The sequence below is a fragment of the Sporichthyaceae bacterium genome, from assembly GCA_036493475.1.
Classification (GTDB): Bacteria; Actinomycetota; Actinomycetes; order Sporichthyales; family Sporichthyaceae; genus DASQPJ01.
Map to the genome: position 1 here is coordinate 13,950 of DASXPS010000077.1, position 25,794 is coordinate 39,743.

The 25,794-nt window shown below is 69.1% G+C and carries 24 protein-coding genes; 9 read left to right on the forward strand and 15 right to left on the reverse strand.

What is annotated here, in order from left to right; all coding sequences use genetic code 11:
• The first annotated feature begins 59 nt into the window (after window positions 1-59).
• The 4 genes from VGJ14_08540 (at window position 60) to VGJ14_08555 (ending at window position 3,573) form a co-directional block, all read left to right on the forward strand.
• On the forward strand, window positions 60-1,190 hold the full coding sequence (locus VGJ14_08540; protein HEY2832457.1) for a hypothetical protein: 1,131 nt from the start codon (window positions 60-62) through the stop codon (window positions 1,188-1,190).
• Window positions 1,191-1,943, forward strand: a complete 753-nt coding sequence (locus VGJ14_08545) for a hypothetical protein (protein ID HEY2832458.1) — start codon at window positions 1,191-1,193, stop codon at window positions 1,941-1,943.
• On the forward strand, window positions 1,940-2,710 hold the full coding sequence (locus VGJ14_08550) for a prepilin peptidase (GenBank protein ID HEY2832459.1): 771 nt from the start codon (window positions 1,940-1,942) through the stop codon (window positions 2,708-2,710). Before VGJ14_08545 ends, VGJ14_08550 begins: the two co-directional genes overlap by 4 nt.
• Before the next feature lie 203 nt (window positions 2,711-2,913).
• The gene (locus VGJ14_08555; GenBank protein HEY2832460.1) at window positions 2,914-3,573 is read left to right on the forward strand and encodes a DUF4389 domain-containing protein; all 660 of its coding nucleotides are present in this window, start codon (window positions 2,914-2,916) and stop codon (window positions 3,571-3,573) included.
• Here the strand turns inward: VGJ14_08555 and VGJ14_08560 are convergent.
• Window positions 3,570-4,298, reverse strand: coding sequence for a FliA/WhiG family RNA polymerase sigma factor (locus tag VGJ14_08560; protein ID HEY2832461.1), 729 nt, complete (start codon window positions 4,296-4,298; stop codon window positions 3,570-3,572). The two genes, VGJ14_08555 and VGJ14_08560, sit on opposite strands and share 4 nt — an antisense overlap.
• Before the next feature lie 297 nt (window positions 4,299-4,595).
• Here VGJ14_08560 and VGJ14_08565 point away from each other — a divergent pair, with 297 nt between their 5' ends.
• Together VGJ14_08565 and VGJ14_08570 are read left to right on the forward strand one after the other, a co-directional pair.
• Window positions 4,596-4,835, forward strand: a complete 240-nt coding sequence (locus VGJ14_08565; GenBank protein HEY2832462.1) for a hypothetical protein — start codon at window positions 4,596-4,598, stop codon at window positions 4,833-4,835.
• A 162-nt stretch (window positions 4,836-4,997) separates the two neighbouring features.
• Window positions 4,998-6,353, forward strand: coding sequence for a citrate synthase (locus tag VGJ14_08570; GenBank protein HEY2832463.1), 1,356 nt, complete (start codon window positions 4,998-5,000; stop codon window positions 6,351-6,353).
• Between the two features lie 7 nt (window positions 6,354-6,360).
• Here the strand turns inward: VGJ14_08570 and VGJ14_08575 are convergent, their stop codons facing one another.
• Window positions 6,361-6,957 (reverse strand): TetR/AcrR family transcriptional regulator, encoded by a 597-nt coding sequence (locus VGJ14_08575; protein ID HEY2832464.1) that lies wholly within the window; start codon window positions 6,955-6,957, stop codon window positions 6,361-6,363.
• 79 nt (window positions 6,958-7,036) lie between these two features.
• Between VGJ14_08575 and VGJ14_08580 the strand changes: the two genes are divergently transcribed.
• A complete protein-coding gene (locus tag VGJ14_08580) occupies window positions 7,037-8,137 on the forward strand; it encodes a hypothetical protein (GenBank protein ID HEY2832465.1) in 1,101 nt (366 codons plus the stop codon).
• On the opposite strand, the gene VGJ14_08585 is transcribed toward VGJ14_08580, so the two are convergent.
• The 7 genes from VGJ14_08585 to VGJ14_08615 form a co-directional block, all read right to left on the reverse strand.
• A complete protein-coding gene (locus VGJ14_08585) occupies window positions 8,124-8,576 on the reverse strand; it encodes a hypothetical protein (protein ID HEY2832466.1) in 453 nt (150 codons plus the stop codon). The genes VGJ14_08580 and VGJ14_08585 overlap by 14 nt on opposite strands.
• A 117-nt stretch (window positions 8,577-8,693) precedes the next feature.
• Entirely contained in the window at window positions 8,694-10,106 is a 1,413-nt protein-coding gene (locus VGJ14_08590) for an HAD-IB family hydrolase (protein ID HEY2832467.1), read from the reverse strand.
• The gene (locus VGJ14_08595) at window positions 10,103-12,463 is read right to left on the reverse strand and encodes a glycerol-3-phosphate 1-O-acyltransferase (GenBank protein ID HEY2832468.1); all 2,361 of its coding nucleotides are present in this window, start codon (window positions 12,461-12,463) and stop codon (window positions 10,103-10,105) included. The genes VGJ14_08590 and VGJ14_08595 overlap by 4 nt, the downstream gene beginning before the upstream one ends.
• A 10-nt stretch (window positions 12,464-12,473) precedes the next feature.
• Window positions 12,474-13,865 carry a wax ester/triacylglycerol synthase domain-containing protein gene (locus tag VGJ14_08600; GenBank protein ID HEY2832469.1) on the reverse strand — a complete coding sequence of 464 codons (1,392 nt, stop codon included), beginning with the start codon at window positions 13,863-13,865 and terminating at the stop codon, window positions 12,474-12,476.
• A 31-nt stretch (window positions 13,866-13,896) separates the two neighbouring features.
• Window positions 13,897-14,679 (reverse strand): alpha/beta hydrolase, encoded by a 783-nt coding sequence (locus tag VGJ14_08605; GenBank protein ID HEY2832470.1) that lies wholly within the window; start codon window positions 14,677-14,679, stop codon window positions 13,897-13,899.
• Between the two features lie 92 nt (window positions 14,680-14,771).
• Complete coding sequence (locus VGJ14_08610; protein ID HEY2832471.1) at window positions 14,772-15,521, reverse strand: protein phosphatase 2C domain-containing protein; 750 nt, start codon at window positions 15,519-15,521, stop codon at window positions 14,772-14,774.
• Window position 15,522: 1 nt separating this feature from the next.
• Window positions 15,523-16,875, reverse strand: a complete 1,353-nt coding sequence (locus tag VGJ14_08615; protein ID HEY2832472.1) for an FAD-dependent oxidoreductase — start codon at window positions 16,873-16,875, stop codon at window positions 15,523-15,525.
• Between the two features lie 72 nt (window positions 16,876-16,947).
• Here VGJ14_08615 and VGJ14_08620 point away from each other — a divergent pair, with 72 nt between their 5' ends.
• Together VGJ14_08620 and VGJ14_08625 are read left to right on the forward strand one after the other, a co-directional pair.
• Window positions 16,948-17,661 carry a VTT domain-containing protein gene (locus VGJ14_08620; GenBank protein HEY2832473.1) on the forward strand — a complete coding sequence of 238 codons (714 nt, stop codon included), beginning with the start codon at window positions 16,948-16,950 and terminating at the stop codon, window positions 17,659-17,661.
• Between the two features lie 115 nt (window positions 17,662-17,776).
• Window positions 17,777-18,865, forward strand: a complete 1,089-nt coding sequence (locus tag VGJ14_08625) for a hypothetical protein (GenBank protein ID HEY2832474.1) — start codon at window positions 17,777-17,779, stop codon at window positions 18,863-18,865.
• Window positions 18,866-18,886: 21 nt separating this feature from the next.
• Here the strand turns inward: VGJ14_08625 and VGJ14_08630 are convergent, their stop codons facing one another.
• From VGJ14_08630 to VGJ14_08655, 6 genes are all read right to left on the reverse strand, one after another.
• Complete coding sequence (locus VGJ14_08630; GenBank protein HEY2832475.1) at window positions 18,887-19,852, reverse strand: YihY/virulence factor BrkB family protein; 966 nt, start codon at window positions 19,850-19,852, stop codon at window positions 18,887-18,889.
• A gap of 119 nt (window positions 19,853-19,971) precedes the next feature.
• Window positions 19,972-20,742, reverse strand: coding sequence for a SigB/SigF/SigG family RNA polymerase sigma factor (locus VGJ14_08635; GenBank protein HEY2832476.1), 771 nt, complete (start codon window positions 20,740-20,742; stop codon window positions 19,972-19,974).
• A gap of 153 nt (window positions 20,743-20,895) precedes the next feature.
• Window positions 20,896-21,687, reverse strand: coding sequence for a maleylpyruvate isomerase family mycothiol-dependent enzyme (locus VGJ14_08640; protein ID HEY2832477.1), 792 nt, complete (start codon window positions 21,685-21,687; stop codon window positions 20,896-20,898).
• 11 nt (window positions 21,688-21,698) lie between these two features.
• Window positions 21,699-22,163 (reverse strand): hypothetical protein, encoded by a 465-nt coding sequence (locus VGJ14_08645; GenBank protein ID HEY2832478.1) that lies wholly within the window; start codon window positions 22,161-22,163, stop codon window positions 21,699-21,701.
• A 22-nt stretch (window positions 22,164-22,185) separates the two neighbouring features.
• Window positions 22,186-23,745, reverse strand: coding sequence for an AMP-binding protein (locus VGJ14_08650; protein HEY2832479.1), 1,560 nt, complete (start codon window positions 23,743-23,745; stop codon window positions 22,186-22,188).
• A gap of 25 nt (window positions 23,746-23,770) precedes the next feature.
• On the reverse strand, window positions 23,771-25,794 hold a 2,024-nt coding region (locus VGJ14_08655; protein HEY2832480.1), incomplete at its 5' end, for a biotin carboxylase N-terminal domain-containing protein.

A 25,794-nucleotide genomic window follows, 5' to 3' on the forward strand; every position in this document is an offset into this window, starting at 1 on the left:
CTCACAGTCAACACAGTGCGATCGAGCCTCATCGGCGCACCGAGGAACGAGGGGCGTCGTTGAGTACGAACATCGAACTCACCAAGCCGGGTGCGATCACCCGGATCAGCACCCCGGGACCGCGGCTGGCCTCGGTCAACCTGCTCTCCCCGGCCACCCTGGAATCTCTCGCGGTGCGCCGGGTGCGCCGCCGGTTGCTCGCGGCCGGTCTGGTCGGCGCGTTGGTGGTCGGCGGTGGCTGGTTGGTCGAGGGTGCGAAGCTGCACTCCGCGCAGCACCGGCTGGCATCCGAGCAGGCGCAGACCGCGCCGCTGCAGGCGCAGCTCACGGCACTGGAGCCGGTCGCGAAGTTCTTCGCCCAGCTCGACGCGCGCAAGCAGGCCGCGTCCAAGGCGATGGCCGCCGAGGTGCTGTTCTCCAAGGCCCTGACGGACCTGAATTCCCGTACTCCGCAAGGGCTTGCGATCAACAACATGTCGGTGACGTTGACCCCGTCGGTGGTCACCTCGGTGGCCCCGCCGGTCTCGCCGCTGACGCAGGCCGGCATCGACGCCGCCGGCAACGTCGTCACCACTTCGCCGGCCGCCGGCGCAGCCGCCGGGACCACCGCGACGACGCCCGCTGCGCCCACCGCGGCGGCGTCGTCCGCGGCCGCCGGTGCCGTGTCCTGCGCCCGCCCCGACCCGTTCCACCCGGCGGCGATCATCGGCTGCGTCACGCTGTCCGGCACCGCGCCCAGCCGGGACGTGGTCGGGCAGTTCGTGAACAACCTGAAGGCCGGCACCTACTACGCCGACCCGTTCGTCACCACCACGACGGTCACCGGCACCGACGGCGTGCAGAGCGTGCAGTTCTCGGGCAGCGTCGGCCTCACCGGTGCCGCGGTCTCCGGTCGGTATGCCGACCTGAGCTGGCTCGCCGACCCGAAGGTGCTTGCCGAGGCGGAGCAGATGGTCGCCAAGGGCAACACCGCGAGCTCCCGGTTGGCCGCGTCGACGGCCGCTGCGCAGAAGGCGGCGAAGAAGGCCGCGGACAAGGCTGCCGCCGACCAGGCCGCCGCGGACGCCGCCGCGCAGCAGGCCGCCGAGGACGCCGCGGCCAAGCAGTTGCAGGACGCCGCCGCTGCGGCCCTGGCCGCCGCCAACGCCGCGGCCGCCAACCAGGCCAACAACTCTGGGCAGGGGAAGTAGATGACGCTGGACTGGGCCGCAAACTTTCGCGGGACCGCCCGCCCGCAGCTGCGCCGTGGTCTGCCGCCGCTGACCCGGGTCAGCAAGACCGTCGCGCTCGGCGTGCTGCTGCTCGCCGTGGTGCTGGCGATGGCTTACTTCGCGGTACTGCGCCCGCGGGCACATGCGGTGGACAAGGTCAACGCGCAGGCCGCGGTGGTCACCGCGGCCAACGACTCACTGCGCACGCAGATCGCCACTCGGCATGCCGAGGAGGCCCAGCTACCCCAGCTGCGCACGCTGTCCGGGGCCATCGACAGCCGGTTCCCGCCCACCGCGGAGCAGGCCAAGATGTTCACGATGATCACCGCGGCGGCCGCCGCCGCGGGCATCGCGCCGCAGTACCTGACGAATCTGACGGTGGCTCCGCCGGCGGATTCCTCGGCGTCCGCGTCCACCTCGGCGCACCTGCCGGGGGTCGGCACTGCCATCGGCCAGGTCGCCGCGCAGCAGGTGTCGCTGGACGCAAAGGGCACCCCGGCGCAGGTACGCGCGTTCGTCGCCAACCTGGAGAAGCTGCCGCGGGCCTTTGAGATCACCGCGGTGAACCTGACCCAGGCAGCAGTCGGCACCACCGGCACCACCACGCCGCCGCCCGCGGTCGTCTCCCCGGACGCCGGCCTGGAGCAGGCCTCGATCACCGGCCAGATGTTCCTGATGCCGAAGGTCGACGATCCCACCAAGGCCACCACGCCGGCGGGCAGCGCGAAGTGATCGGTGCGGCAGCCGCCCTGTTCGGGTTGCTGATCGGTTCGTTCCTCAATGTGGTCGTCCACCGGGTGCCAAGGGGGGACTCGGTGGCGGACGGCAGGTCGGCGTGCCCGGCCTGCGCGGTGAAGATCCGGCCGCGCGACAACATCCCGGTGGTGTCCTGGGTGTTGTTGCGCGGCCGGTGCCGCGACTGTGCCGCCCCCATCTCGGTGCGCTATCCGTTGGTGGAGGCCGGCACCGCGGCGCTGTTCGGTGCGCTGGGGCTGCGGGTCGGCGCCTCGTGGGTGCTGCCCGCGCTGTTGGTGCTGGCCGCGGCCGGCCTCGCGCTCGCGCTGATCGACCTGGAGTTCGGTCGGTTGCCGTTCGCCATCACCGTGCCGCTGCTCGCCGCCCTGGCCCTGTTGTTGGTTCCGGCGGGCATCGCTGACGGGTGGTCACCCGCGGGCACGGCGCTGCTCTCGGCCGCGGCCTGGGTTGCCGTCTACGGCGGGATCTGGCTGGCCACCACGGGCCGCGGTATGGGCTTCGGTGACGTGGTGTTGGCCCCCAGCCTCGGTCTCGCGCTTGGCTGGCTCGGTTGGGGGCCCAGCCTGGTCGGCCTGCTCGCCGGCTTCGGTCTGGGCGCGCTGATCGGCGTCGCGCTGATCGCGTCCGGCCGGGTGCAGCGTCGCGCGCAGCTGCCCTTCGGCCCCTACATGCTCGGCGGTGCGGCACTGGGTGTCTTCGCGGGCTCCGTGCTGTGGACCGGCTACCTCGGCCTTCTCGGCTGACGCGCTGTGCGCTGCTCATTCATGAGCGCAGCGAGTTCTCTCATACGCGTGGCGTCAGATTTGGTGTCGAATCGGCCCTGAAAATGACGCCCTGCGTATGACAGTGCTCCCGCAGCTCATGAATGAGCAGACGACAGGGGCACCCGCGCTGCATAGGGTGGGGGCCGCGGAACTGCCATCCGCGACGAGCGAAGGAGCTCCCGGTGGCCTACCCGGTCAGCTATCGCACGGAGTACCTCGAGAAGCGCAGCAGATTGCGGGTGTTCTTCCGGTGGGCGCTGGCCATCCCGGTCGCCCTCGCCGCCGCGCTGTGGACGCTGGTCGGCTGCGTCACCGCGGTCGCGGCCTGGTTCGTGCTGCTGTTCACCGCGAAGTACCCGGCCGGGCTCTACGAGTTCAACAGCAACATCCTGCGCACCCTGTCCCGGTCCGCCGGATACCTGCTGCTGCAGACCGACCAGTTCCCACCGCTCGGGCTGGGGAAGCACCCGGAGTACCCGATCGAGGTCGTGATCGCGCCCGCGCAGGAGAGCTACAGCCGGCTGAAGGTGTTCTTCCGGTTGTTGCTCGCGATTCCGATCTACATCGTCTCCGGCGCGTTCGGGTACGCCTACGGCGCGGTCGCCATCGCGAGCTGGTTCGTGATCGTGGTGCTCGGCCGGATGCCCTTCGGCATGCACTCCGCGCTGGACTTCCTCTACGGCTTCACCGTGCGCTTCTACGGCTACGCGTATCTGATGCTGACCGACACGTACCCGAGCTTCACCGACGAGCCCGACCTGGACCTGCCGCCCGCGGAACCGATCTGGGCGCCGCCGCCGGACTACCAATCCCCGTACGGCGGGCCGGTGGCGCCGAACTAGGCGGCGGAGTCCACAGACAGCTGCGAGGTCTTGATCAGGCCGCGTAGCGCCAGCACCGCGCGGGTGTGCAGCTGGGAGATCCGTGACTCGGTCACCCCGAGCACCCGTCCGATCTCCGCAAGGGTGAAGCCCTCGTAGTAGTAGAGCGCGACGATCACCTGATCGCGTTCGCGCAGCTCGCGGACGTGGCGCAGCAGCAGCGCGCGCACCGCGTCGTCCTCCATGGCCTCACCGGGCGCGGGTGCCTCGTCGACCACCACGAGGTCCTCGGTGGCGGAGACGGAGGTGAAGGAGACCTTGGCGTAAAGATCGCGCAGGGCGTGCGCGGTGATACCCAGTTCGGCGGCGACCTCGGCCTCGGTGGGCGCCCGGTCCAACCGCGCCTGCAAGGTGGCCTGCGCCTTCTCGATGGCCCGGATCTTGTCCCGCACCGAGCGCGGGACCCAGTCCTGGGCTCGCAGCGAGTCGATCATCGCGCCTTTGATCCGGGGCACCGCGTAGGTCTGGAACTCCAGCCCACGCTCCACGTCGAACTTCTCGATGGCGTCCATCAGCCCGAAAATGCCCTCGGAGACCAAGTCGGCGGGGTCCACCGTCTGCGGTAGCCCGGAGCGCACCCGCCCGGCCACGTACTTGACCAGCGGCGCGTACTGCAGCACCAAGCGGTTGCGCAGCTCGGGCGACCCCGTCGCACGGTACTCCCGCCAGATCTCTCTGATCTCCACAGCTCGTCCCCCCGGCCGCACGTACCTGACAGAAATTCACAGTAAGCAGCGGGACGAACGCACTCGGTGACTTCCAGAAAGGACGGTACGAACGGTGGAGTTCTCCCTCGGTCGATCAGACGGCGTAACAGAACCGGTGTGAACTTCAGGAAACCCGGCGGCCGTCGGTTGCGTCGAAGCAGCGAAGCGGGGTAACCACGCGAGACGCGGCCGGTCAGACAACGGACACGTCACGGTCATGACCCGTCCTGCCTAATCACACCCCGACAGCGCAACCGGAGGCCTAGCGTGACCGACATGGCGACCGAAATCACCCCGATCTATGACACCGTGGCCTCGGACCTGGGCAGCCCGATCCCGGCCACCGCGATCGACTGCTCCTACGCCGCGATGGTCAAGCTGGCCACCGCCGGCGACAAGGCCAAGGACGCACCCGCCGGGCCGATCGCGCTGCCCGCGCCGGCCACGGCCAAGCGTCCCGTGAAGTCCGCCCCGGCAAAGCCGTTCGCCGTGGTTGCGGGCGACAAGGCCAGCTGAACCGCACGCTGCACATCCGCAGAGTTCACCGCCCGTTGGTTGGGCGGTGAACTCTGTTGTTCGTGGTGCTGGGCAGCCGGGCCCAAGTTGTCGCTTATGCGTCGGTGCGCGAGACTGGCGATTAGCGAGAAGGGTTGTGTCCCTTCCGGGGAAGGGACGTCCATGACCGACACGACATCCGGCAGCGAGACCGTCACCATCGTCGACAACCGCACCGGTCGCAGCTACGAGCTCCCCATCGCCGACGGCGCCATCAAGGCCGCGCAGCTACGTCAGATCAAGGTCGATGACGAGGACCCGGGACTGCTCTCCTACGACCCGGCCTTCACGGCCACCGCCAGCTGTCGTTCGGCGATCACCTTCATCGACGGCGAGAAGGGGATCCTGCGCTACCGCGGGTACCCGATCGACCAGCTGGCCGAGCGCGCCAGCTTCCTCGAGGTGGCCTACCTGTTGATGAACGGGGAGCTGCCCAGCAAGGACCAGCTCGCCGAGTTCACCCACACGATCACCCACCACACCTACGTGCACCAGAACGTCAAGAAGTTCATGGAGGGCTTCCACCACGACGCCCACCCGATGGGCATCCTGGTCGGCACCGTGGGCGCGCTGTCCACCTTCTATCCCGAGGCCAAGAAGTTCACCGAGCCGGTGAACCGTCGCCTGCAGATGGCCCGCCTGATCTCGAAGATGCCGACGTTGGCGGCCTACGCCTCCCGGCACTCCCGTGGCCTGCCCTACGTGTACCCGGACAACGACCTGTCCTACGCCGGCAATTTCCTCAACCTGATGTGGAAGATGTCCGAGCCCAGGTACGAGCCGGACCCCATCCTCGAGCGCGCGCTGGACGTGCTGTTCATCCTGCACGCCGATCACGAGCAGAACTGCTCGACCAACGCGATGCGCGCCGTCGGCTCCTCGCACGTGGACCCGTACTCCGCGGCCGCGGCCGCGGTGGCCGCGCTCTACGGCCCGCTGCACGGCGGCGCGAACGAGCAGGTGCTGAAGATGCTGCGCGAGATCGGGTCGGTGAAGAACATCCCGGACTACGTGGCGCGGGTGAAGAAGGGCGAGTTCCGCCTGATGGGCTTCGGCCACCGCGTCTACAAGAACTACGACCCGCGGGCCCGGGTAGTACGTCAGGTCGCCGAGGACGTATTCAAGGTGACCGGACTGAACCCGTTGCTGGAGGTGGCCGTCGAGCTCGAGCGCATCGCGCTGGAGGACGACTACTTCATCCAGAAGAAGCTGTACCCGAACGTCGACTTCTACACCGGCATCATCTACGAGGCCATGGGCTTCCCGGCCGAAATGTTCACCTGCCTGTTCGCCATTGGGCGCATGCCGGGTTGGTTGGCGCAGTGGGAAGAGGGCCTGCTCGACCCCGAGCAGAAGATCGCCCGCCCGCGGCAGCTCTACATCGGCCCCGACGCGCGCGACTACGAGCCGGTCAGCTCACGGGACCGGGTGCACCACGACCTTTTCACCCCGCCGGACAAGCCGATCGTCGGCGACTGAGCGGGAGTCAGTTCCCCAACGACAGCGTGGAAAGCCGCTCGGCCTCGACCGGCTCCACCTGCATGCTCAGCAGCACGGCGCGGGCCAGGCGCGAGTCGGCGCCGGGCTCGGTGAGCCCGTCCAGCGATCGGCGCATGACGGCCAGCGCGCCGCCCACGATGAGGCTGACCGCGACGTCCACGTCCTCGATGACGAACACGCCCGCGTCCACCGCGCGTCGCAGCGCGTCGGTGGCGAACGGGCGGACCGCCTCGACGAACAGTTCGTCGCCGTGTGCCAGGTTGACGATCAGCGCGCAGAACGCGGGGTCGTCATGGGCCAGCCGGACGAATCGGCGCAACGCGCGCATCGCCACCTCGGCCGGTGGATCGTCCGGTCCGGGCGCGCCCACGATCTCCGCGGCCAACGACTGGATGGCCTCCCGCACCACGGCAGCGACGAGTTCGTCCTTGGATGCGAAGTGGTTCTGGAACGAGCCGATCGCCACGCCGGCCTCAGCGGTGATGTCCGCGATGCGCAGCCCGGATACCCCGTCGCGGGCGATCACCCGATGCCCCGCCTCCAGCAGGCGGGCCCGGGTGCGGGCACGGCGGGGGTCAGGCACAGGCCCATTGTGCCGGACGAGTTGAAATTCCGTTCAGAAAGTTCTTGAAATCGATTTCACTAAGTCGTACGGTCACCGCATGAGACCTGCTTATCGCGTGGCTGTGTGGGGCGTTGGCGACGTCGGATCGATCTGCGTGCGGGAGGCCATCCGGCTACCCGAGCTGGAGGTGGTCGCGGCGCTGGTGTACTCACCGCAGAAGGCCGGCCGCGACGTCGGCGAGCTGGTCGGGGCCGATCCGATCGGTGTGCTGAGCACCGCCGATCGCGCCGAGTTCCTCGCGGTGGACTGCGACGTTGTGCTGCACACCGCGCTGGACCACCCGTTCGCGGACACCCTCACCGACTACGTCGACCTGCTCGAGGCGGGCAAGAACGTCATCACCTCGCACCCGTACAACAACCTGAACTTCCGCGATCCGGACTTCGCCAAGCGGCTGCAGACGGCCGCCGAGGTCGGTGGGGCTTCGTTCTACGCGGGCGGGGCGAACCCCGACTTCGTCGCCCACCGGCTGGCCATGACGCTGACCGGCTTCTCCAACGACATCCGGCAGATCAAGATCGAGGAGTACTTCGACTGCGCGGCGCAGGCGAACCCCGGCATCCTCGAGGTCATCGGCCTGAACGGTGACCCGAATCGGGTGATGGACGACACCAGCCCGGCGCTGTGGTACCAGCAGCAGTACTGGTTCCAGATGATCCAGCACCTGGCCGACGAGCTGGGTGTGGAGCTGTCCCGCATCGAGGCGGCGTCCTACTCCGAGCCCGCGCCGGTGCGGCTGGAGTCGCCGATCCTCACCATCGAGCCGGGTCGGGTCGGCCGGGTGTCCTACGAGTCCACCGGCTTCGTGGGCGATGAGCCGTTCCTGGTCATGCGGGTGGGTTGGTACCTGACGCCGGCGATGAAGCCCGACGGGGTCACCGCGGACTGCCAGTGGATCTTCTCGATCGAGGGTCGGCCGTCCAGCCGGACGGTGATGAGCATCGAACCCACGCTGACCAACCTGACAGCGGAGCATAACTGCGCCATGGCCGGCGAACCGGCCGCACCCGGCTACGTGGGGTTCGCCGTCTGCCTGATCCAGGCCATCCCGGGCGTGGTGTCAGCGCCGGCGGGCATCCGCCCGACGGACATTCCCGCGGTGCACTGGCGGCGGGATCTACGCCTCAGCCGACGGTGACGGTGGCGCTCTTGCCCTTGAAGCCGTTGTAGGTGAGCGTGTTCGCGCCGACCTTGGTCGCCTTGTTCAGCTTGAGCGTGTAGGTCTTCTTGTCGATCGTCACGGTGGCCGCGGACTTGGTGGCCTTGGTGACGGTCATCGTCACCCCGCCCGCGTCCTCGGCCTCGCCGATCACCAGCGTGTAGGCCTGCGGGGCCGGCGCGGAGGCGGCGGAGGTGTCGGCCGGGCCGGGCGCGGGCGCACCCGCGGTGCTGCCCGCGGCCGAGGTGTTGGTGCTGGCGCAGCCGAAGGTGGGGTCGCACGCGCTGGACGCGCTGGCCAGCGAGGGGTCGCCGCTGTCCTTGACGGAGCCGTTGGTGAGCGTGCCGAAGATCAGCAACCCGGCACCGATGACCGTCACCAGCGGGACGAGGGACGAGGAGGCAAGCGACTTCTGCATAGCCGGAAATTTTAGGGCATTTGCCGCAGGCCGGAAACTGTCGGCAGAACATCAACATCCGCCGGGCGATCCTGGCACTCCGCGCCGCCAACCACTGGCGCGGACGCACACTTACCGCTAGAGTGCGGCCGCTTTGGCCCGGGCGACCGCGCCGTCCCAGTCCTCCAGCGCGTCCACGTACAGCTGACGCACCGCCTCGACCTTCGCGTTGAGGTTGCGCAGATTCCAGTCATCGGTGTGGATCGGCGGCGCGACGATGGCGTGCAGCGTGCCCGAGCGGATCGAGTTCGAGCCGCGCCACATCAGCTCGCCGGTGTCCCGGATGATCACCGGCACGATCGGCACCCCGCCCTGCATGGCCAGGTGGAACGGGCCCTTCTTGAACGGCCCCACCCGCGAGGTCAACGACCGGGTGCCCTCCGGCGCGATCATGATCGAGTAGCCGTCCGCCAACCGATCGACCGCCGGCTGCAGCGCGGTCTTGGCCTGTTTCACATTCTTCCGGTCGATCAGCGCCGCGTTCATCAGCCAGGCTATCTGGCCGAGCAGCGGCATCTTCTCGACCTCCTTCTTGCCCACCGCGGTGACGTCGCGCTGCACGATCTTGAACACCACCAGCGGGTCGAGCAGGCTCTGGTGGTTGAAGATGAACACCGCCGGGCGGTGCGTCCAGGCGTGCTGCTCGCCGACGATCTGCACGTCCACCCCGGCCAGCGAGAGCATCACGTCGCCGCCGATGTTCACCAGCGTGTTCGCGGCCACCCGTCGATTGCGGTTGAGCAGGCCGAAGCCTGCGGCTACCCCGGCGGTGACGGCCAGGCCGGCGTAGGCGGCGACGGTGCGCGGCATGTCCAGGATCGACGAGGACGAGCGCGGCACGAAATTCACCACCGGCCAGCCGCGGCGCTTCGCGATCGCGGCCAGCTCCGGCTCCGGGTTGGTGGGACGCGGATTGCCCACCGTGGAAAGGAAATCCACGTCCTCGTCGCCGTTGGCGTAGGCGAAGGAGTTGTCCAGGTCGATGTCGTGCTCGCGGGCGAACGCCTGCACGGCCAACGCCTTGGGCTTGCCCCACAACATTTCGCCGTCCACCTCACCGGTGCACCGGCCCGCGTCGTCCACCGCGAGCTTGGTGCACAGAACGTGTTCGATGCCCAGTTCCTCGGCCAGCGCGTCGATCTGGAACGGCAGTGCAGAGGAGGCGATCACCACCACGTGCCCGGCCTTCTGGTGCTCGGTGATCTTGTCCAGCGCGTCCGCGTAGAGGTACCCGCCGAGCACCGAGCGGGTGAACTTGCGGCCCATCTCGTCGAGTTCCTCGGTGGTCTTGCCGCGGAAGATGCCCAGCCCCACCTTCATGAAGTCCTCGACCTCGGCGTGCCCGGTGCGGGTGCCCAGGCCGGTCAGGATCACCTTGACGGTGTCCACCGGGTTCACCTGACCATGCGTCAGGCGCTCCTTCAGCAGGGCCAATGCGGAGTATCCGTCGACGATCGTCCCGTCGAAGTCGAAGAACGCGGCGACCTTCATCGGATGGTTCCTCTCATCTGCGCGATGTGTGCCAGCTCCACGGAGTTGACCTCCTCCAGGCGGGTCAGCACGTCGTCCAGTTCGGCAGCGAACTCCATGCGCTTGGCCACCACGTCCGGGCCGGCAGCGAGCAGTCCGCGGTTGGTTGCGAGCGCCAATCCGTTGCGGAACAGGTGGGTGGACACTGCCTCGGACGAGGTCACCCGCCGCTGCAGCTTGAACTGCTTGCCCAGGCCCAGGCACGCCTTGGCCGCGGCCTCGGCCTCGACCGCCACCGGGCCGGTGGAGACCAGGAATTCCGCCACCACCGCGTAGGCCTCGAAAAACGAGCGCAGAGCGCGTTGCGCCACCAACGGCCCGGTCGCCTTCATGTCCGCACCGATCGTCTCGAACTTCTCCCAGCGGGACTCGTCGGGCTCGATCAGCCGTAGCTCGGCGAGCAGTTCCTGGCGGAACTCCTCCTTCTCGGCGAAGAAGAACTCGAACTTGAGCAGGTCGCGCAATCGCAGGGCCTCCCGCCAAGCGCCGACCATGCCCCCGCCGGTCTGCTCCACCTTGAGGAACGCCAGTTCCAGGATCGCCCGGTTGACGAACACGTGCACAGTGGCGTTGCGATAGAACGCGGCGACCAGTTCCTGCTCCGGACCGATGCGGTACACCGGCTCGGCACCGCCGTCGTAGCGCTCCACCACGTTCTCGTCGACCAACGTGCTCAACGTGCGGGCCACGCCCGCCTCGGTGGTCAGCTCGCGGGTCGCGGTGGAGATGAGCGCTCCGGAGGAGTTCAGCAGGCCGACCACCGGCTCCAGCACCGCGCGCACCTCGGGCAGGGTGAGAGCGCGGTCGCCCACGCCGAGCAGGGTGAAGGTCACCAACGCCGGCGCGGTGACCATGGTGGCCCGGTTGATCCGGGTGCACAGCTCAAAGGCGAGCTTGCTGCGGGCCAATCGCTTCACCGCACGCGCATCGGCCGGCGCCACGTCGTCCTTGGGCAACGCGTACTGCCGCAGCGCTTCGTGGACGTTGATGGGCTCGCCGAAGCGCACGTGCACCTGGCCGAGGTGGCGTTGCCGTTGCTGACGCGCGAAGTGCAGCAGCCAGAAGACACTCTCCGCCTTCTTCGTCGCGCCGTGGCTCTCCACCGTCATTTCGCCCGCCTCGTGCAGCACGTCGTAGACGATCGCGGTGGGGATGATCAGCACGTCGCGCAGGTCGTGTTCTTCCACCGCGTCGGCCAGGTAGTGCAGCAGACCCATCTTCGGTGGCAGCAGCTTGCCCTGCCGGGACCGACCGCCCTCGACGTAGAACTCCAGGTTGAAGCGCTTGGACACCAGGAAGTTGACATAGCGACCCAGCATGAACGGGTAGACGGGGTTGTCCCGGAAGCTGCGCCGGATGCCGACCACGCCGATGCGCTTGGCCGCCGGACCCAGCGGCCAGAACATCATGTTGATGCCACCCAACACGTGGTTGACCGGCAGCCCGTTCTCGTAGGTAACGGTGAACATCAGGTACGGGTCGAGGTTGGACTTGTGGGAGGGCAGGAACATCAGCGCGTGACGCTCACTCAGTTCCCGTAGTTGAGCGAGTTGTGCCGGGTCGATGTCCAGGTCGTAGGCGCGGGAGTGCAACGCGCGGCAGTACGTCGCCCAGTAGTCGAGGACCCACCGTTTCTCGTCGGCTGCCATCTCCTCCAGGTACACCCGGCAGTCGGCCAGCACTCCCTGCGGACTGCGGCCCAGCTTGACCGCGAGCGCCTCGGCCCGGGAGACGAACTCGCGGTTGTTCAGGATCTCCGCGACCACCGCACGCGGGGCGCGGAACCGGTCGCCGTGCAACCGGCGCTCGGCCATCTCCAGCACGATGTCGGCCTGCCGGTCCACGAACGCGGCGAACTCCGCTTCGCTGCGATCCGGGGCCGGTGCCAGTTCCCGCTCGGACCACCGGGCCTTCAACTCGTTCACCGTGGCCGGGTTGCCGACCAGGATGCGGGCCCGGGCCGGGTCATGCCCGACCAACCGGGCCTGGCCGCGGCGACGCAGCGAGCCCGCGGTGGCCGACTTCATGCCGCGGGCCAGGGTGCTGCGCAGGCGCGCCTCACCGGGCGCCCTGGAGTCCGCCTCGGTCAGCCAGCCGACCCGCACCGGCACGATCGTGGCGTCGTTGGCCTCGGCCTCGTGCACCGCGTCGGCCGCGTCGGAGTGCACCGGAGCCCCGATGGAGTCCGCGTAGGAGTGCAGCAACCGTCGCTCGAATGACGAGACCGCCTTGGCCAGCACCACCACCGGGGTGCCCGGCGCCGGTGGCCAAGCCGCCCCGACGGGTTCGAGCACGCGGGGCCGTTCCAGGGTCGCCATCCGCGCGCCCCTAGCTCTTGGCCAGCGTGAGGACCTCGGCCAACCCCTCGCGCATGCACTCGTTGAGCAGATCGGGATCGGGTACCGCGTCGTGGTCGGTGGCTACCCCGATGCACGCGATGCCGTCGTGGGTGACCAGCGTGGCCATCATCGCCGAGCCGGGCACCGGACCGAACGGATACATGCGTTCGATGCGCGCCCCGGCCAGGTACGACGGGCGGGTCAGGCCCGGGAAGTTCGACGCCTGCAGGTTCAGCGCGGAGGAGGACTTCAACGTCACCGAGGTGAGCACGCCGGCGGGCAGTCGGCTCATCACGCCGGCGGTGGAGCCGAGGAAGGCCATGGCCGGCTCCTCGCGTATCGCCAGCACCCGCTCGCGCACCGCCTGGATGCGTCGGGCCGGGTCCGGTTCGGTGGCGGGCGCGGCGATGTAGGCCCCGGCGAACTTGTTGCCACCCGCGGCATCCCCGACCTTGCGCAGGCTCACCGGCAGCGCCAGCGGGAAGTCCTCGAGCTCCGCGCCGTGCTTGGCGTGGTAGCGCGCGACGCCGCCGACCAGCGCGGCGATGTAGGCGTCGTTGACGCTGCCGCCGGCCGCTTTGCCCGCGGCCTTCAGCTCGCGGATGTCGCACTCCAGCACCCGCATCCGACGGGCCAGGCCGCGCTGCGCGAGCAACCGGGACGGGGTGCCCGGCACCTTGACCACCCGGGTCAACGACTGCGCGTAGTTGATCGCCTCGGTCGGTCGGCGCACCGCGCGGGCGGCCATCGACCCGACCCCGCGCATAATGCCGAGCACGGTGTGCACGGAGCCACGCACGTCGTCGCCGAGCGAAGCGGGATCCTCGATGCCGGGGACCGGACCACGCGGCGCAGCGCGCCGGGTCTGCGGATCGGCCGGGTAAAGCATGTCGAACAGCTGCATGAAGCCCTGCCCGTCGGACAGTGCGTGGTGCAGCTTGAGCAGGTAACCGGCCTTGCCGTCGGGCAGGCCCTCGACCAGGACCGCCTGCCATAGCGGCCGGGCCACATCGAACGGCGTCATGTGCAGCAACGCGGCGCGGTCCAACAGGCCGTCCAGGCCCTCGTCCTCGGACAGTCGCACCCGGGTGACGTGGTAGCTCAGGTCGACATCCGTGCCCACCCAGGCCGGCGGCCGGATGCGCAGCGGGTCGTCGACGACCTTCTGGCGCAGCCGCGGCACCCGGTGCATCGCCCAGGCGTGCAGGTCGCGGAAGTCCTGCCAGTCCGGGGCGTGGCTCAGGATGGCCATCATCGTGCCGTCCGAGCGCAGCCGCGCATCGGCCTCCGCGCGCCACATCAGCGCCTCGAAGTCGGACATCTCCGGGTCGGCCGACCACAGGTCGTCGTAGCCGGACCCGGTCTCCGTGATGACGGTCATCTGGCTGTTCCGTTCATCCGATTTGGCTCGTTCACACGTGCTCGGTGATCCACCGCACGAGCTCACCGATCACCTGCTGCTGGATCGGCTCGTTGTAGATCTCGTGGAACAGGCCGGGCCACAGCCGGGCATGCACATCGGTGGACGCGACGCCGTTGACGATCAGCCGCAACGCCGCCGCCGGGACCAGCATGTCCCCGCTGCCCTGCATGATCTGCACCGGCAACGTGAGCTCGCCGAGCCCGGCGACCAGCTTGTCCCCGCCGGCGATGAGTTGCAACGTGGTGCGCGCCGGCGGCCCGTGGTAGTTCAGCGGGTCATCCTCGTAGGCCTTCACCACGGCCGGGTCGGTGGACACCGCCGGGGCCAGCGGCAGCACGGGGATCTCCTCCAGGTCCAGCACGGCGAGCAGCTCGGGTGCGACCACGATGGCCGGCGCGGACAGCGACAGGCCGGTCAGCCGATCCTGATGCGCCTGCGCATAGGCGACAGCGATCGCGCCGCCCATCGAGTGTCCGACCAGGAACACCGGGCGACCGTCCGCGGCGGCCAGGTCGACCAGCAGGTCGAGGTCGGCCACCACCGCCTCCCAGGATTCGATGTCACCGCGCTCGCCCTCCGACCGGCCGTGGCCGCGGTGGTCCAACGCCCACACGGTGCAGCCGGCCGCGTTGAGCGCGGCGGCGACGTGCGCGTAGCGGCCGCTGTGTTCGGCGTAGCCGTGCGCGATCACCACGTCGACGCGCGGGTCCGCGGCCTGCCAGGTCTGGTAGTACAGCCGGCCACCGGCCAAATTGCCCTCTACGTGTGCCACCGCGACCCCTTCCGGGCGGGGGGGAGAATCCGGGAGTAAGTTACTGGAGCGTAAACCTAGCGCAGCGTGCTGACCTGCGGCCATGGCCCGCGTCACGCAGGCACAGTGCCGGCGGTCACGTCTGCGGCCGCCTCGATGCCGGCCACCACCACGGTGACGTTGTCCTTGCCACCGACCGCCAACGCCGCGTCGATCAGGCCGGACACGGCGATTTCTGGGTCGTCGCAGCGCAGGAAGCCGGCGATGACGGCGTCGTCCACGAAGCCGTGTAGGCCATCGGTGCACAGCAGGTAGCAGTCGCCGGGTCGCGGGGTGAACGTGCGGATGTCCGGGACGGTGTCCAGCCGCGCGTTGATCACCCGGGTGATCACGTTGCGGCGCGGGTAGTGCTGGGCCTGCCATGCGTCGAGCAGCCCGGCGTCGAGCAGCTGCTGCACCTCGGAGTGGTCCACAGTGAGCTGACGCAGCCGACCCTCGCGCAGCCGGTAGACCCGGGAATCCCCGACGTTGGCCGTGCGCAGCCTGCCGTCCGCACCGGCCACCAACGCACTCAGCGTGGTGGCCATGCCCTCGCGGCCGGGGTCGGTGTCGGCGGCGATCGACGCGCACGTCTCGCGCACCGCGGCCGTGATCTGCGCGCTGCCGCGACGCGAATCGCGACTGAGTCGTTCCATCGCGGCCACCGCCAGTGAGCTGGCCACGTCGCCGGCCCGGTGTCCGCCCAGCCCGTCGGCGACCGCCCACACGGTGTCGCTGGTGAGCATGGCGTCCTCGTTGAACGGGCGCACCAGCCCGACATGACTGCCCGCGGCCGCGCGGACCGCCGGAACCGGCGTGGTCACGTCAGCCGCGCGCCGCGGCGAGCAGCTCCTCGACCGTGCACAGCTTGACCCGCGGACGGCCTTCCGGCTTCCCGGCGGCGACCTCGACGCCGTCGATGATCCGCCAGTCCGTCTCGGTGACCAGCTGCGAGCTGCGCTCGTGCAGGAACTCGCCGACCGCCTCGATGTCGGCCTCGGCCCGGTCCACGCCGGCCGTGGTCAGGTCGGCCAACACGGCCTCAGCGGTCTGCTGACCGTCCTTGCGGTTGGTGCCGATGACCCCGGACGGACCGCGCTTGATCCAGCCCGCCACGTACTCCCGCTCGCCGCCGATCACCCGGCCGCCCTCGTTCGGGATCACCGCACGCTTGTCGTCGAACGGCACGTCGGGCAGCGGCAGCGCCCGGTACCCGACGGCGCGCACCACCAGCCCGCACTCCAGGGTCTCCCGGCCGCCGTTGTCCCGGGCCTTCACGGTGCCGGATTCGTCCTTCACCAGGTCGTTGCTGCCCAGCTCGATGCCGGCCACCCGACCATCCGGCCCGGCCAACAGCGAGATCGGCGAGTGGGCGAAGCGGAACACCATGCGCCGCGGCTTCCCGGTCGGCGGGTGTTCGGCCAGGATCCGGTGCAGCGCCTCCATGTTGGTGCGCACGGTGTGCCCGCCGGCGGTGATGTCCTCGGGGTCGATACCCGCGAAATCGGCCGGGTCCAGCACGATGTCCACGCCCTCGAGGTCGGGTAGCTCGCGCAGCTCAGGGGTGGTGAACGCGCCCTGAAGCGGGCCGCGCCGGGCCACGATCACCACCTCCTTGACCTTGCCGGCGCGCAACACGTCCAGCGCATGGTTGGCGGTGTCGGTGGTGGCCAACTCGTCGACGTCGGTGACGAGCATGCGGGCCACGTCCAGTGCCACGTTGCCCGCGCCGATGACCACCGCGCGTTCGACGTTCAGGTCCGGGTCGAGGTCGCGGAACTCCGGATGGCCGTTGTACCAACCCACGAACGCGGTGGACGCCATGCTGCCGGGCAGGTCGTCGCCGGGGATGCCGAGGCGGTTGTCACTTTGCGCGCCGACCGAGTAGACGACGGCGTCGTAGCGCTCCAGCAGTTCCGCGCGGGTGACATCGCGACCGATCTCGACGTTGCCCATGAACCGGAACCGTTCGTGATCGGCGGTGCGCGCGAAGGCCGCGCTGACCGTTTTGATCTTCGGATGGTCCGGGGCCACGCCGGAGCGGACCAGGCCCCACGGGGTCGGCAGCTTCTCGATCATGTCGACGTGTACCTCGAGGTCCTCCGAGCGCAGCAGTATTGCTGCGGTGTAGAACCCGGCCGGTCCGGAGCCGACCACTGCCACCAACGCCCTCGCCATGAGAGGTCAATCTAGTGGGCAGGGGCAGAACGCCCGTCCCGATCCCGGCCGACGTGCCATCCTTGGACCGCGATGAGCGATCACTCCACGGTCGGGCCCGCTGCCCCCGCGCCGCCGGCCCCTGGCCTGGGGCCGGTGCTGCCGTGGTCGGGCTCGGGGCAACGCGCCGACAAGATCATCATGGGTCTGATCGCGTTCAGTGGTTTGTACTACCTGATCACCACGCCGTTGGTGCCCGAACTCGTCGCGCACCACCCGGTGGGGCTCGCGCTCATGCGCGGCTCGAGCACCGCGGTGGTCACCCTGGGCGCATTGGCCCGCACCGGGCACGGCTCGATCGTGGTCGCCGTGCTCGCCGGTCTGCCCGGCACCATCCTGTTCGACTGGGTGTTCTGGTGGGCGGGCAAGCGCTGGGGCCACAACGCGTTGGCGTTGATGCTGGGCCGTTCGAAGAATCCGCAGAAGCGCATGGCGCGGGTGGAGTCCATCTCCGGCAAGTACGGACCGATCGCGGTGGTGACCGGCTACATCATCCCGATCCCGACCACGGTGATCGCGGTGGCCGCGGGCCTGGGCGGCATGTCGCTGCCGGTGTACGTGGTCCTGGACGCCATCGGCGCGCTGATCTGGTTGGGGTTGTTGGCGGGGCTCGGTTGGGGCATGGGGCAATCCGCGGTGGACATCGTGCACGCGGTTTCGCGTTATTCGCTGTACCTCACGATTGCGTTGGTTGTCCTGATCATCGGGCGCCAGATCGCCATGAATCGTCGTCACCCGGTCGGCTGAGTCCCCGCTAACTTTCAGCTGATTCCCACCTGCGCGCGGATCGCCGTAGGGCGCCCGCTCGTCTGAGCGGTGAGAGCTTTTTCGCACCGGGGGCAGCATGATGGGCGCGGGGCGTGTGCTGCTGTCGGCAGCCGCCTTGATCGGGTCGTTGGCCATGCCGGTACCGGCGTCGGCGCAATCCGTCGTGTCCTCACCGTTGGGGCTGTCCGAGGACGGCCGGTGGCAGTTGTTCTCCACCAAAGCGTCGTTGTTGCCGGTTGACACCAATAAGAGCAGCGACGTGTACGAGCGCGATCTGCTCACCGGTGCGGTGCGGTTGATCAGTGCGACACGGTCGGGTCGGGCCGCTAACGCGGCCAGCGACAACGCCGCGATGAGCCGGGACGGCAACTGGGTCGTTTTCACCTCGGCGGCCACCGATCTGGATGGATCGGGCCCCGCGTGTGATGTGTACGTGCGCGATGTACAGGCCGGCGTCACCGAGCGCATGCCGCGCACCGACGGCATACCCGCGGGCAGTTGCGCGCGGGCCGCGTCCATCAGCGACGACGGTGCGACCGCGGTGTTCGCGGTGGACACCAACCTGCCCAACGTGGCGTTCTGGCCGCGGGCCGCGGTGTTGCAATGGACCCGCGACGACGATGCCATTGAACGCATCGACCACGACTGGCAGGGCCACTTCTTCAACTGGCCGGTGGCCACCACGTCGGTGTCCCCGGACGGCCACGAGGTCGTGGTCACCGAGGGCGGCGGCAGCGACGGGCGGGGGCTGTCCGCCTACCAGTGGAGCGCCGGGTCGCACAGCACCTGGACGAAGGCCGCCGAGCAACCGCGCGCGGTGTGGGTGACGGTCAGCGCGGACCAGCGCAGCGCGACGCTGTCCCCAGCAGCGCCGGTCGCCTGGTTCGGCGCCGCGCGGACGCACACGCCCACCACCCTGCGGGACAGCGTCGCGCCGAACACCACGATCACCTCCGGTCCGCCCGCCAAGACGCACAGCCACAAGGTGACGTTCACGTTCAAGTCCAACGAGTCCGGCTCGGTGTTCCAGTGCCGGGTGAACAGCGGGGCGTGGTTGGGCTGCAGGAGTGGGTGGACGGTGCCCTACTCGGGCAAGAAGGCCTACCGGGCGGAGGTCCGCGCCATCGATCGCGCCGGCAATGTCGACGGCAGCCCGGCCACGCGCCGATATCTCATTTACTAACGAAGCGCCTGATCCACTGACTCACTTCGAGGAGTCGGCGTACTCCTCGCTCTGCACGTGGACCTTCTCCTCGGCATCGATGCGGCGCTCATTGGCGTAATCGCGCATCAGGGTGCGGTCCGCGTCGGTCTCCGGGCCACCGAACAGGGCACGCGGGTAGTAGTGGCGGTGCAGCACCACGTTGAGTTGGGCGCCCACCAACGTCACCTGCGCCTGCAGGTAGAACCACCACAGCAGGGTGATGACGGTGGCGAACACGCCGTAGGTGGACTGGGCGCCGCCCATGTGCCGGGTGAGGATGATCCCGGAGATGGTCTGCAGCAGCCAGAACACCCCGCCGGCCAACAGGGCGCCGGGCAGCACGTCCCGAAAAGTAATCTGACGGTCGGTCAGCATGCGGTAGGCGACCAGGAACAGCCCGACGTCGACCGCGATCGCGATCAGGTAGCCGAGTATCCGGCTCAACGGACCGAGGTTCACCGCTGGATCGGAGCCGGTGAGATAACCCACCAGCGCGGTGCTGGCCAGCAGCCCGCCGCCGATGGTGGCCATGGCCTTGAGGCTGGTGAGGATCTGTTGCTTCGCCTTGGGCCGGGCGAACTGCGGGATCTCCCAGACCGAGTTGAACGCGAACTGGGTGACCCGCACCACCGCACTGCCGCTCCAGAACGCCGAGCCCAGTCCGAGCAGCAGGGCGAGCACCGACCCGTGCAGGCTGCCGATGGAGGAGACGTTGATCAGCGGCAGGTAGGAGTTGAGATGGCCCATGACGCGCGTGCGGTCCTCGGCGGACAGCACATAGCCGAGCACGGTCACGGTGGCCAACAGCAACGGGAACACCGAGAAGAACGCCCAGAAGGCCATCGTGGACGCGAGGTTCGCGGAGGAGTCCTCCCCGTACTTCTTGGCGGTGGCCACCGCGAGCGCCAGCGGGCGGCGCTCGCGTTGCACCTGGTCGAAGTCTCGCAGTCGAGAACGCAATCCCATGCAGAGGGAGTTCCCCGCCGCACAGACTTCACACGGGTACCCCTCAACTGCTCATGGCGTGTGGGGCCACCAAAGTGCTGCGATGACCCCACACGCCATGAGAGGAGGGTTCTTGCCGACTACCCGGACATCCGCTCCCGCAGGCCGGCCAGCGTACGACTGAGAATGCGGGACACGTGCATCTGCGAGATGCCGATCTGGGCGCCGATCTCGGCCTGGGTCAGCCCACCGAAGAAGCGCAGCTGGATGATCTGTTGCTCGCGTACCGGCAGTTCCTCCAGCAACGGCCGCAGCACGGTGCAGTCGACGAGGAGGTCCAACCGCTCGTCCGGCCCGCCGATGGTTTCCGCCAGCGTCCAGGAGTCCGACTCGTCCGCGCCCACCGGTGCGTCCAGCGACCGCGGGGTGTAGGCGTCATCCGCGGTCATCGCCTCGAGCACGAGCTCCTCGTCGACGGCCAGCTCGGTGGCCAGCTCCGCGATAGTCGGGTTGCGGCCGAGTTCGTGGGTCAGCTTTTCGGTGGCATCGCGCAGCACGGCCTTGGTTTCCTGCAGCCGCCGCGGCAACCGAATCCACCGGCGCTTGTCCCGGAAGTAGCGGCGAATTTCGCCCTGCACCGTGGGCTTGGCGAAGGCCGCGAAATCCGTGCCCCGCTCCGGGTCGAAACGCTGGATGGCCAGCACCAGCCCGACGAAGCCGACCTGCACCAGTTCCTCGCCGTCCACTGCCGGGTTGGTGTAGCGCGCGGCCAGCCAGCGGACCAAACCCGAGTAGCGGCGCACCAGGGTCTCCTGGATGCGCTCGCGCTCTTCGCCCTCTGCTCGCGCCAGGGCAACGAACAGATCGTGATCGGTGGTCTCCTGATCGTGGGTCAACGTGAGGGTGCTCATGTGGACCTAGCTCCTTGCGTCGTGGACCGCGGCTTGCGCCGCTGCTTACATCCATGTCCGCTGAGCACTACCTGAAACCTTGGGCGCCAAAGTGACAAACGCACCCCGTCCGGGCGGTTTGCCGGCCCGGTCCGGGTGGGTAAGAACAATCGTTCAGATGATGCGTGCGGAGTCCAGGAACTTGGCACCCAGTTCGTCATCGCCCTTGATGCTCACGCCGGCGTGCCGCCACGGCTCGCGGGCGGTGCCCCACACGGCGAAGGTGGCCGCGTCGCCCTCGATGGTGGCCGCGGCGCTGGTCGCCGAGCCCTCCCGCGTCTGCACGCGGCCCTTCTTGCCGCCCGGCAGGATGGTCCAGACGCTGCCGCCGGGGCCGACCAGGTTCAGCTCCACCGGCGCCTGCAGCCAGGACAGCCCGCTGCCCGCCATGGCGGGCAGACCGAGCATCATCCACTCGATGCTGACCGCGATCATGTTCGCGTCCGGCTTGGGAGCGGGACGGCCCAGTGCGCCGGCGACGTCGTACGTCACGTGCAGTGTGTGGTCGAACACGAAAGCGGAGGTGAGGATCGCAGCGGGATAAGCACCGATCTCGGCCACCTTGATCGGGAGCGAGCGCAGGCCGGGCTTCTGCAGTGCACCGGCCATCGGACGGAACCGTCTGCCCCACGAGGCGTACTCCTTGAGCACCATCTGGCCCGTCCACTGCTCCCGCTTCTGCACGTCGCGGTTGTTGGCGGCCTCGACGTCCTTGCCCAACATCAGCTTGACGAACCACGGTGTGAAAGCGCCGTGGTAGGCCGCGCCCATGTGGGCGACGACGTCCTTGACCGTCCACCCCTCGCACCGGCTCGGCGTGGCCCAGTCCGCCGTGGACAACTGGGTCAGGTAGGTGACATTGGCCGCGTGCCCGGCCGCCAGGGCGCCGACTCGATCCCGGGTCATAGGTTTCTCCTTCAGCTAACGGGCGCGACCGCGGTAAGGCTCTTCAGGTAGACCTTGGCCACCTTTTCCATCCCGGCGCGGAATTCCGGCAGTGCCTTGGTCTTCACCAGTTTGGTGCTCGGTGGCTCGTAGGAATAGGTGAACCGCAAAGTATTGGGTTCCCCATCGGCGCCGGGGCGGAACAGGTATTCGGTGGAGGCATCGGCGTGCCCGTCCGGCCAGGTGACCCGCTGGGTGGTGGCGAAGGCCACCGAGCCGTCCCCGTTCGCTGTGACGTCGAGGAGCTTCTCGTCGATCTCGATGTCGGTCATGGCCGCGGCGGACAGCCGCATGCCCACGTTGTAGATCAGGCTGTGCCCGCTGGCGTAGCTCGGCACGGCGCCCGGCCAGGCCTCGCGGGATTTCATGGTGCGGCAGAACCCCACCATGTCCTCGATGTCGTTCTGGAATGCTCGGGTGACGGTTACGGTCTCCATGAGAACTTCTCCTGATGGGGCGTCAATTGATGGTGCCTTCTTGGCCCGCCCAGTACGGGGCGCGCAGTTCGCGCTTCAGTACCTTCATTGCGGCGGACAACGGCAGTGCTTCGGTACGCAGATCCAGGGTGCGCGGCACCTTGTAGCCGGCAATGGTGGTGCGGGCGTGCGCGATCAGGTCCTCGGCGCCGGCGGCGGCGCCCTCGCGGACGACGCACACTCCGTGCACCGCCTCGCCCCAGACCTCGTGCGGGATGCCGAACACGGCGACCTGCAGCACGTCCGGGTGGGTGGCCAGGGCATTCTCCACCTCGACGCAGTACACGTTCTCCCCACCGGAAATGATCATGTCCTTGGCCCGGTCGACGAGGAACAGATAGCCCTCGTCATCCAGGTAACCGACATCGCCGCTGCGGTACCAGCCGTCATGCAGCGCGTGCGCCGTCTCCTCGGGCTTGTTCAGGTACTCGGTGAGGAAGTTGCCGCCGCGCGCCCATACCTCGCCGGGTTGGCCCACCGGCAGCGGATTCCCAGCCTCGTCGCGGATGGACAGCTGCACGCCGGGCACCGCTCGTCCGCAGGAGGCGAGCCGGCGGCCGGCGCGTGGCTCGGAGGCGGGCAGCATGGTCAGCACCGTGGCCGCCTCGGTCATCCCGTAGCCCTGCACGATCTCGCAGTCCGGCATCAGCGCGAGCAACTTGTCCAACAGCGCGGTGGGCATCGGCGAGGCCCCGTAGATCAAGCGCCGGACGCTGGACAACGCGTCGGGAGTGAACTCCGGGGAGTTCACCACCATGCCGATCATGGTCGGCACCAGCAAGGTGATCGTGGGGCGGTACCTCGCGCAGGCGGCCAGCGAGGCCTGCGGGGTCCAGGTCGGCAGCACGATCACCGTGTTGGCGAACATGGTGGCGCCGAGCAGCCCATACATGGTGGCGCCGTGGAACATCGGCGTCTGGATGAGGAACGAGCCGTCGTCGGAGAACGGCGCGAGCATGGCCATGTGGTACTGGTTCAGCACCTCCGCGCGCTGGGTGAGCACCACGCCCTTCGGGTGCCCGGTGGTGCCGCCGGTGTACATCAGCACCGCCGGGGAGTCCTCCTCCGGCTCCGGGGCGAACCGTTCCTGCGCCCCGGCGATCAGCTCCTCGTAACGCACATCTGCCGGGGCGTCAGCCTCGTCGAGCAGCACCACGCTCTTCACCGAGGTGCGCCCGCGAATCTGCTCCACCAGCGGCGCGAAGGTGCTGTCCACGAAGACAACCGAGCTGCCGCTGTCATTGAGGACGTAGACCAACTCCTCGGCGGAGAAGCGCAGGTTCAGCGGGTTCATGATGGCCGCCCCGAGCATGGTGGCGTGCCACAGCTCGAGGTACGGCACGCTGTTCGAGGACAGCACGGCGACCCGGTCGCCGGGACCCGCGCCGAGTTCGGCGGACAGCGCGTGGGACAGCCGGGCCACCCGGCTGCGGTGCTGCCCGTAGGTGATCTGCCGACCGGTGCCCGCGTCGATGAACCCGATGCGATCGGAATTGCGCTCCAGCGCCGGTAATAAGGACCGGCTGAAGACGAGCTCCTTCATGACCCACCTTCGGGACGGACAGCGGCTAGGACTCGGTGCTCAATTCGGCGAGGACGGCGCCGATCGGCACCTGCTCGCCCTCGGTGACGTTGATCGCCGCGACCACGCCGTCGTCAGGGCTGCGGATGGTGTGCTCCATCTTCATTGCCTCGAGTACCAACAACGGGGTGCCGGCCTCGACGGTGTCCCCGACGGAAACCAAGATGCGCACCACCGCACCGGGCATCGGCGCGGTCAGCCCGCCGGCCGGGCCGCTGCTGCCGGGGGCGGGCAGCGGATCGAGCACGGTGAGCGTGGAATGGCCGAGCGGACTGTCCACGCACGCGATGCCCAGCGAGCCCGCACCGACGATCTCGGACAGGTGCACGCGGAACCGCCGGCGCACCCCGCCGGTGCTCAGCTCGACCCCGACCCCGTCCGCGGCATGGATAACCAGCGGGTGCGGGGCGCCGTCGACCAACAGGATCGGCTCCGCGGCGGTCAGATCGTGCCCGATGCCGATCGACTCGCCGTCCTGCGTTTTGAAGGTCACCGACTCCAAGGTGGCCCGGTTGTTGCGCCAGCCGCGGGGGATCGCGGGTTGGGTGCTGCCCGCCGGGCGGGCGCGGTGGTGCCGGGCGATCGCGGCCACCGCGGCGTGCAACTGGTGCACCTCCGGGACGGTGGCCGCGGCGGTCAGCCCGTCGACCCGTTCCAGGAAGTCGGTGGTGGTGTCCGCGGCCAGGAACGCCGCCGACCGCAGGATCGCCACCAGCAGGTCGCGGTTGGTGGTCACCCCGTGCAGCCGGGCCCGGCTCAACGTGTCGGCGAGCAATGCCGCGGCGCCGGACCGGGTGGGGGCGTGCGCGATCACCTTGGCGATCATCGAGTCGTAGTACGGGCTGACCTCACCGCCGGTGGCCAACGCCGAGTCCACCCGGACGTAGCCGTTGGGACCGCACGGCGTGTCGATCTCGAACAGCTCGAAGGTGCCGGAGACCGGCAGGTACCCGGCGGCCGGGTCCTCGGCGCACAACCGGACCTCGATGGCATGCCCGCTCACCCCGGCCGATCGCGCGGCCGCGGGCAGCGGATTCCCCCCGGCCACCAGCAATTGCAGCGCGACCAGGTCCAGGCCGGTTATCGCCTCAGTGACCGGGTGTTCCACCTGCAGGCGGGTGTTCATCTCCAGGAACGCCGCGGTGCCGTCCGCGCCGACGATGAACTCCACGGTGCCCGCGCCCCGGTAGTCGACCGCGCGTGCCGCGGCCACCGCCGCGGTGCACAGCTGCTCGCGCAGGTCGGCGGAGACGAACGCGGACGGCGCCTCTTCCACGATCTTCTGGTGCCGCCGCTGGATCGAGCACTCCCGCTCGAACAACGCGACGGTGTTGCCGTGGTCGTCGGCGATCACCTGAATCTCGATGTGCCGCGACGGGGAGAGGTACCGCTCCAGGAACACCATCGGGTTGCCGAAGGCACTGGCCGCTTCGCGTTGCGCGGAGGCGATCTGCTCGTCCGCCTCCGCCGGGTCGGCGATGATCCGCATGCCGCGGCCACCACCACCGGCCGAGGCCTTGACGATGGCGGGCAGGCCGACGGCGGTCAGCGCGGCGCGGATGTCGACGGCTTCGCCGCCACCCTCGGGCGCCGCGCGGCCGTCCTCACCGATGGTGAAGCCGGCCAGCACCGGCACGCCCGCGGCGGCCATCATGCGCTTGGCGGTGACCTTGTCGCCCATCGCGGAGATCGCGGCGGCGGGCGGGCCGATGAACACCAAGCCGGCAGCGGCCACGTCCGCGGCGAACTGCGCGTTCTCGGACAGGAAGCCGTAGCCGGGGTGGATCGCGTCCGCACCCACCCGGGCCGCGGCGTCCAGGATCAGCTCGCCGCGCAGGTAGGTGTCCGCGGGTGCGGTGCCGGGCAGCCGCACTGCTTCGTCCGCCTCGGCGACGAACAATGCGTCGGCGTCCGCATCGGAATACACGACCGCAGTGGCGATGCCCAGGGAGCGCGCACCGCGGAGAACCCGACGCGCGATCTCGCCGCGGTTGGCGACGAGGACCTTCG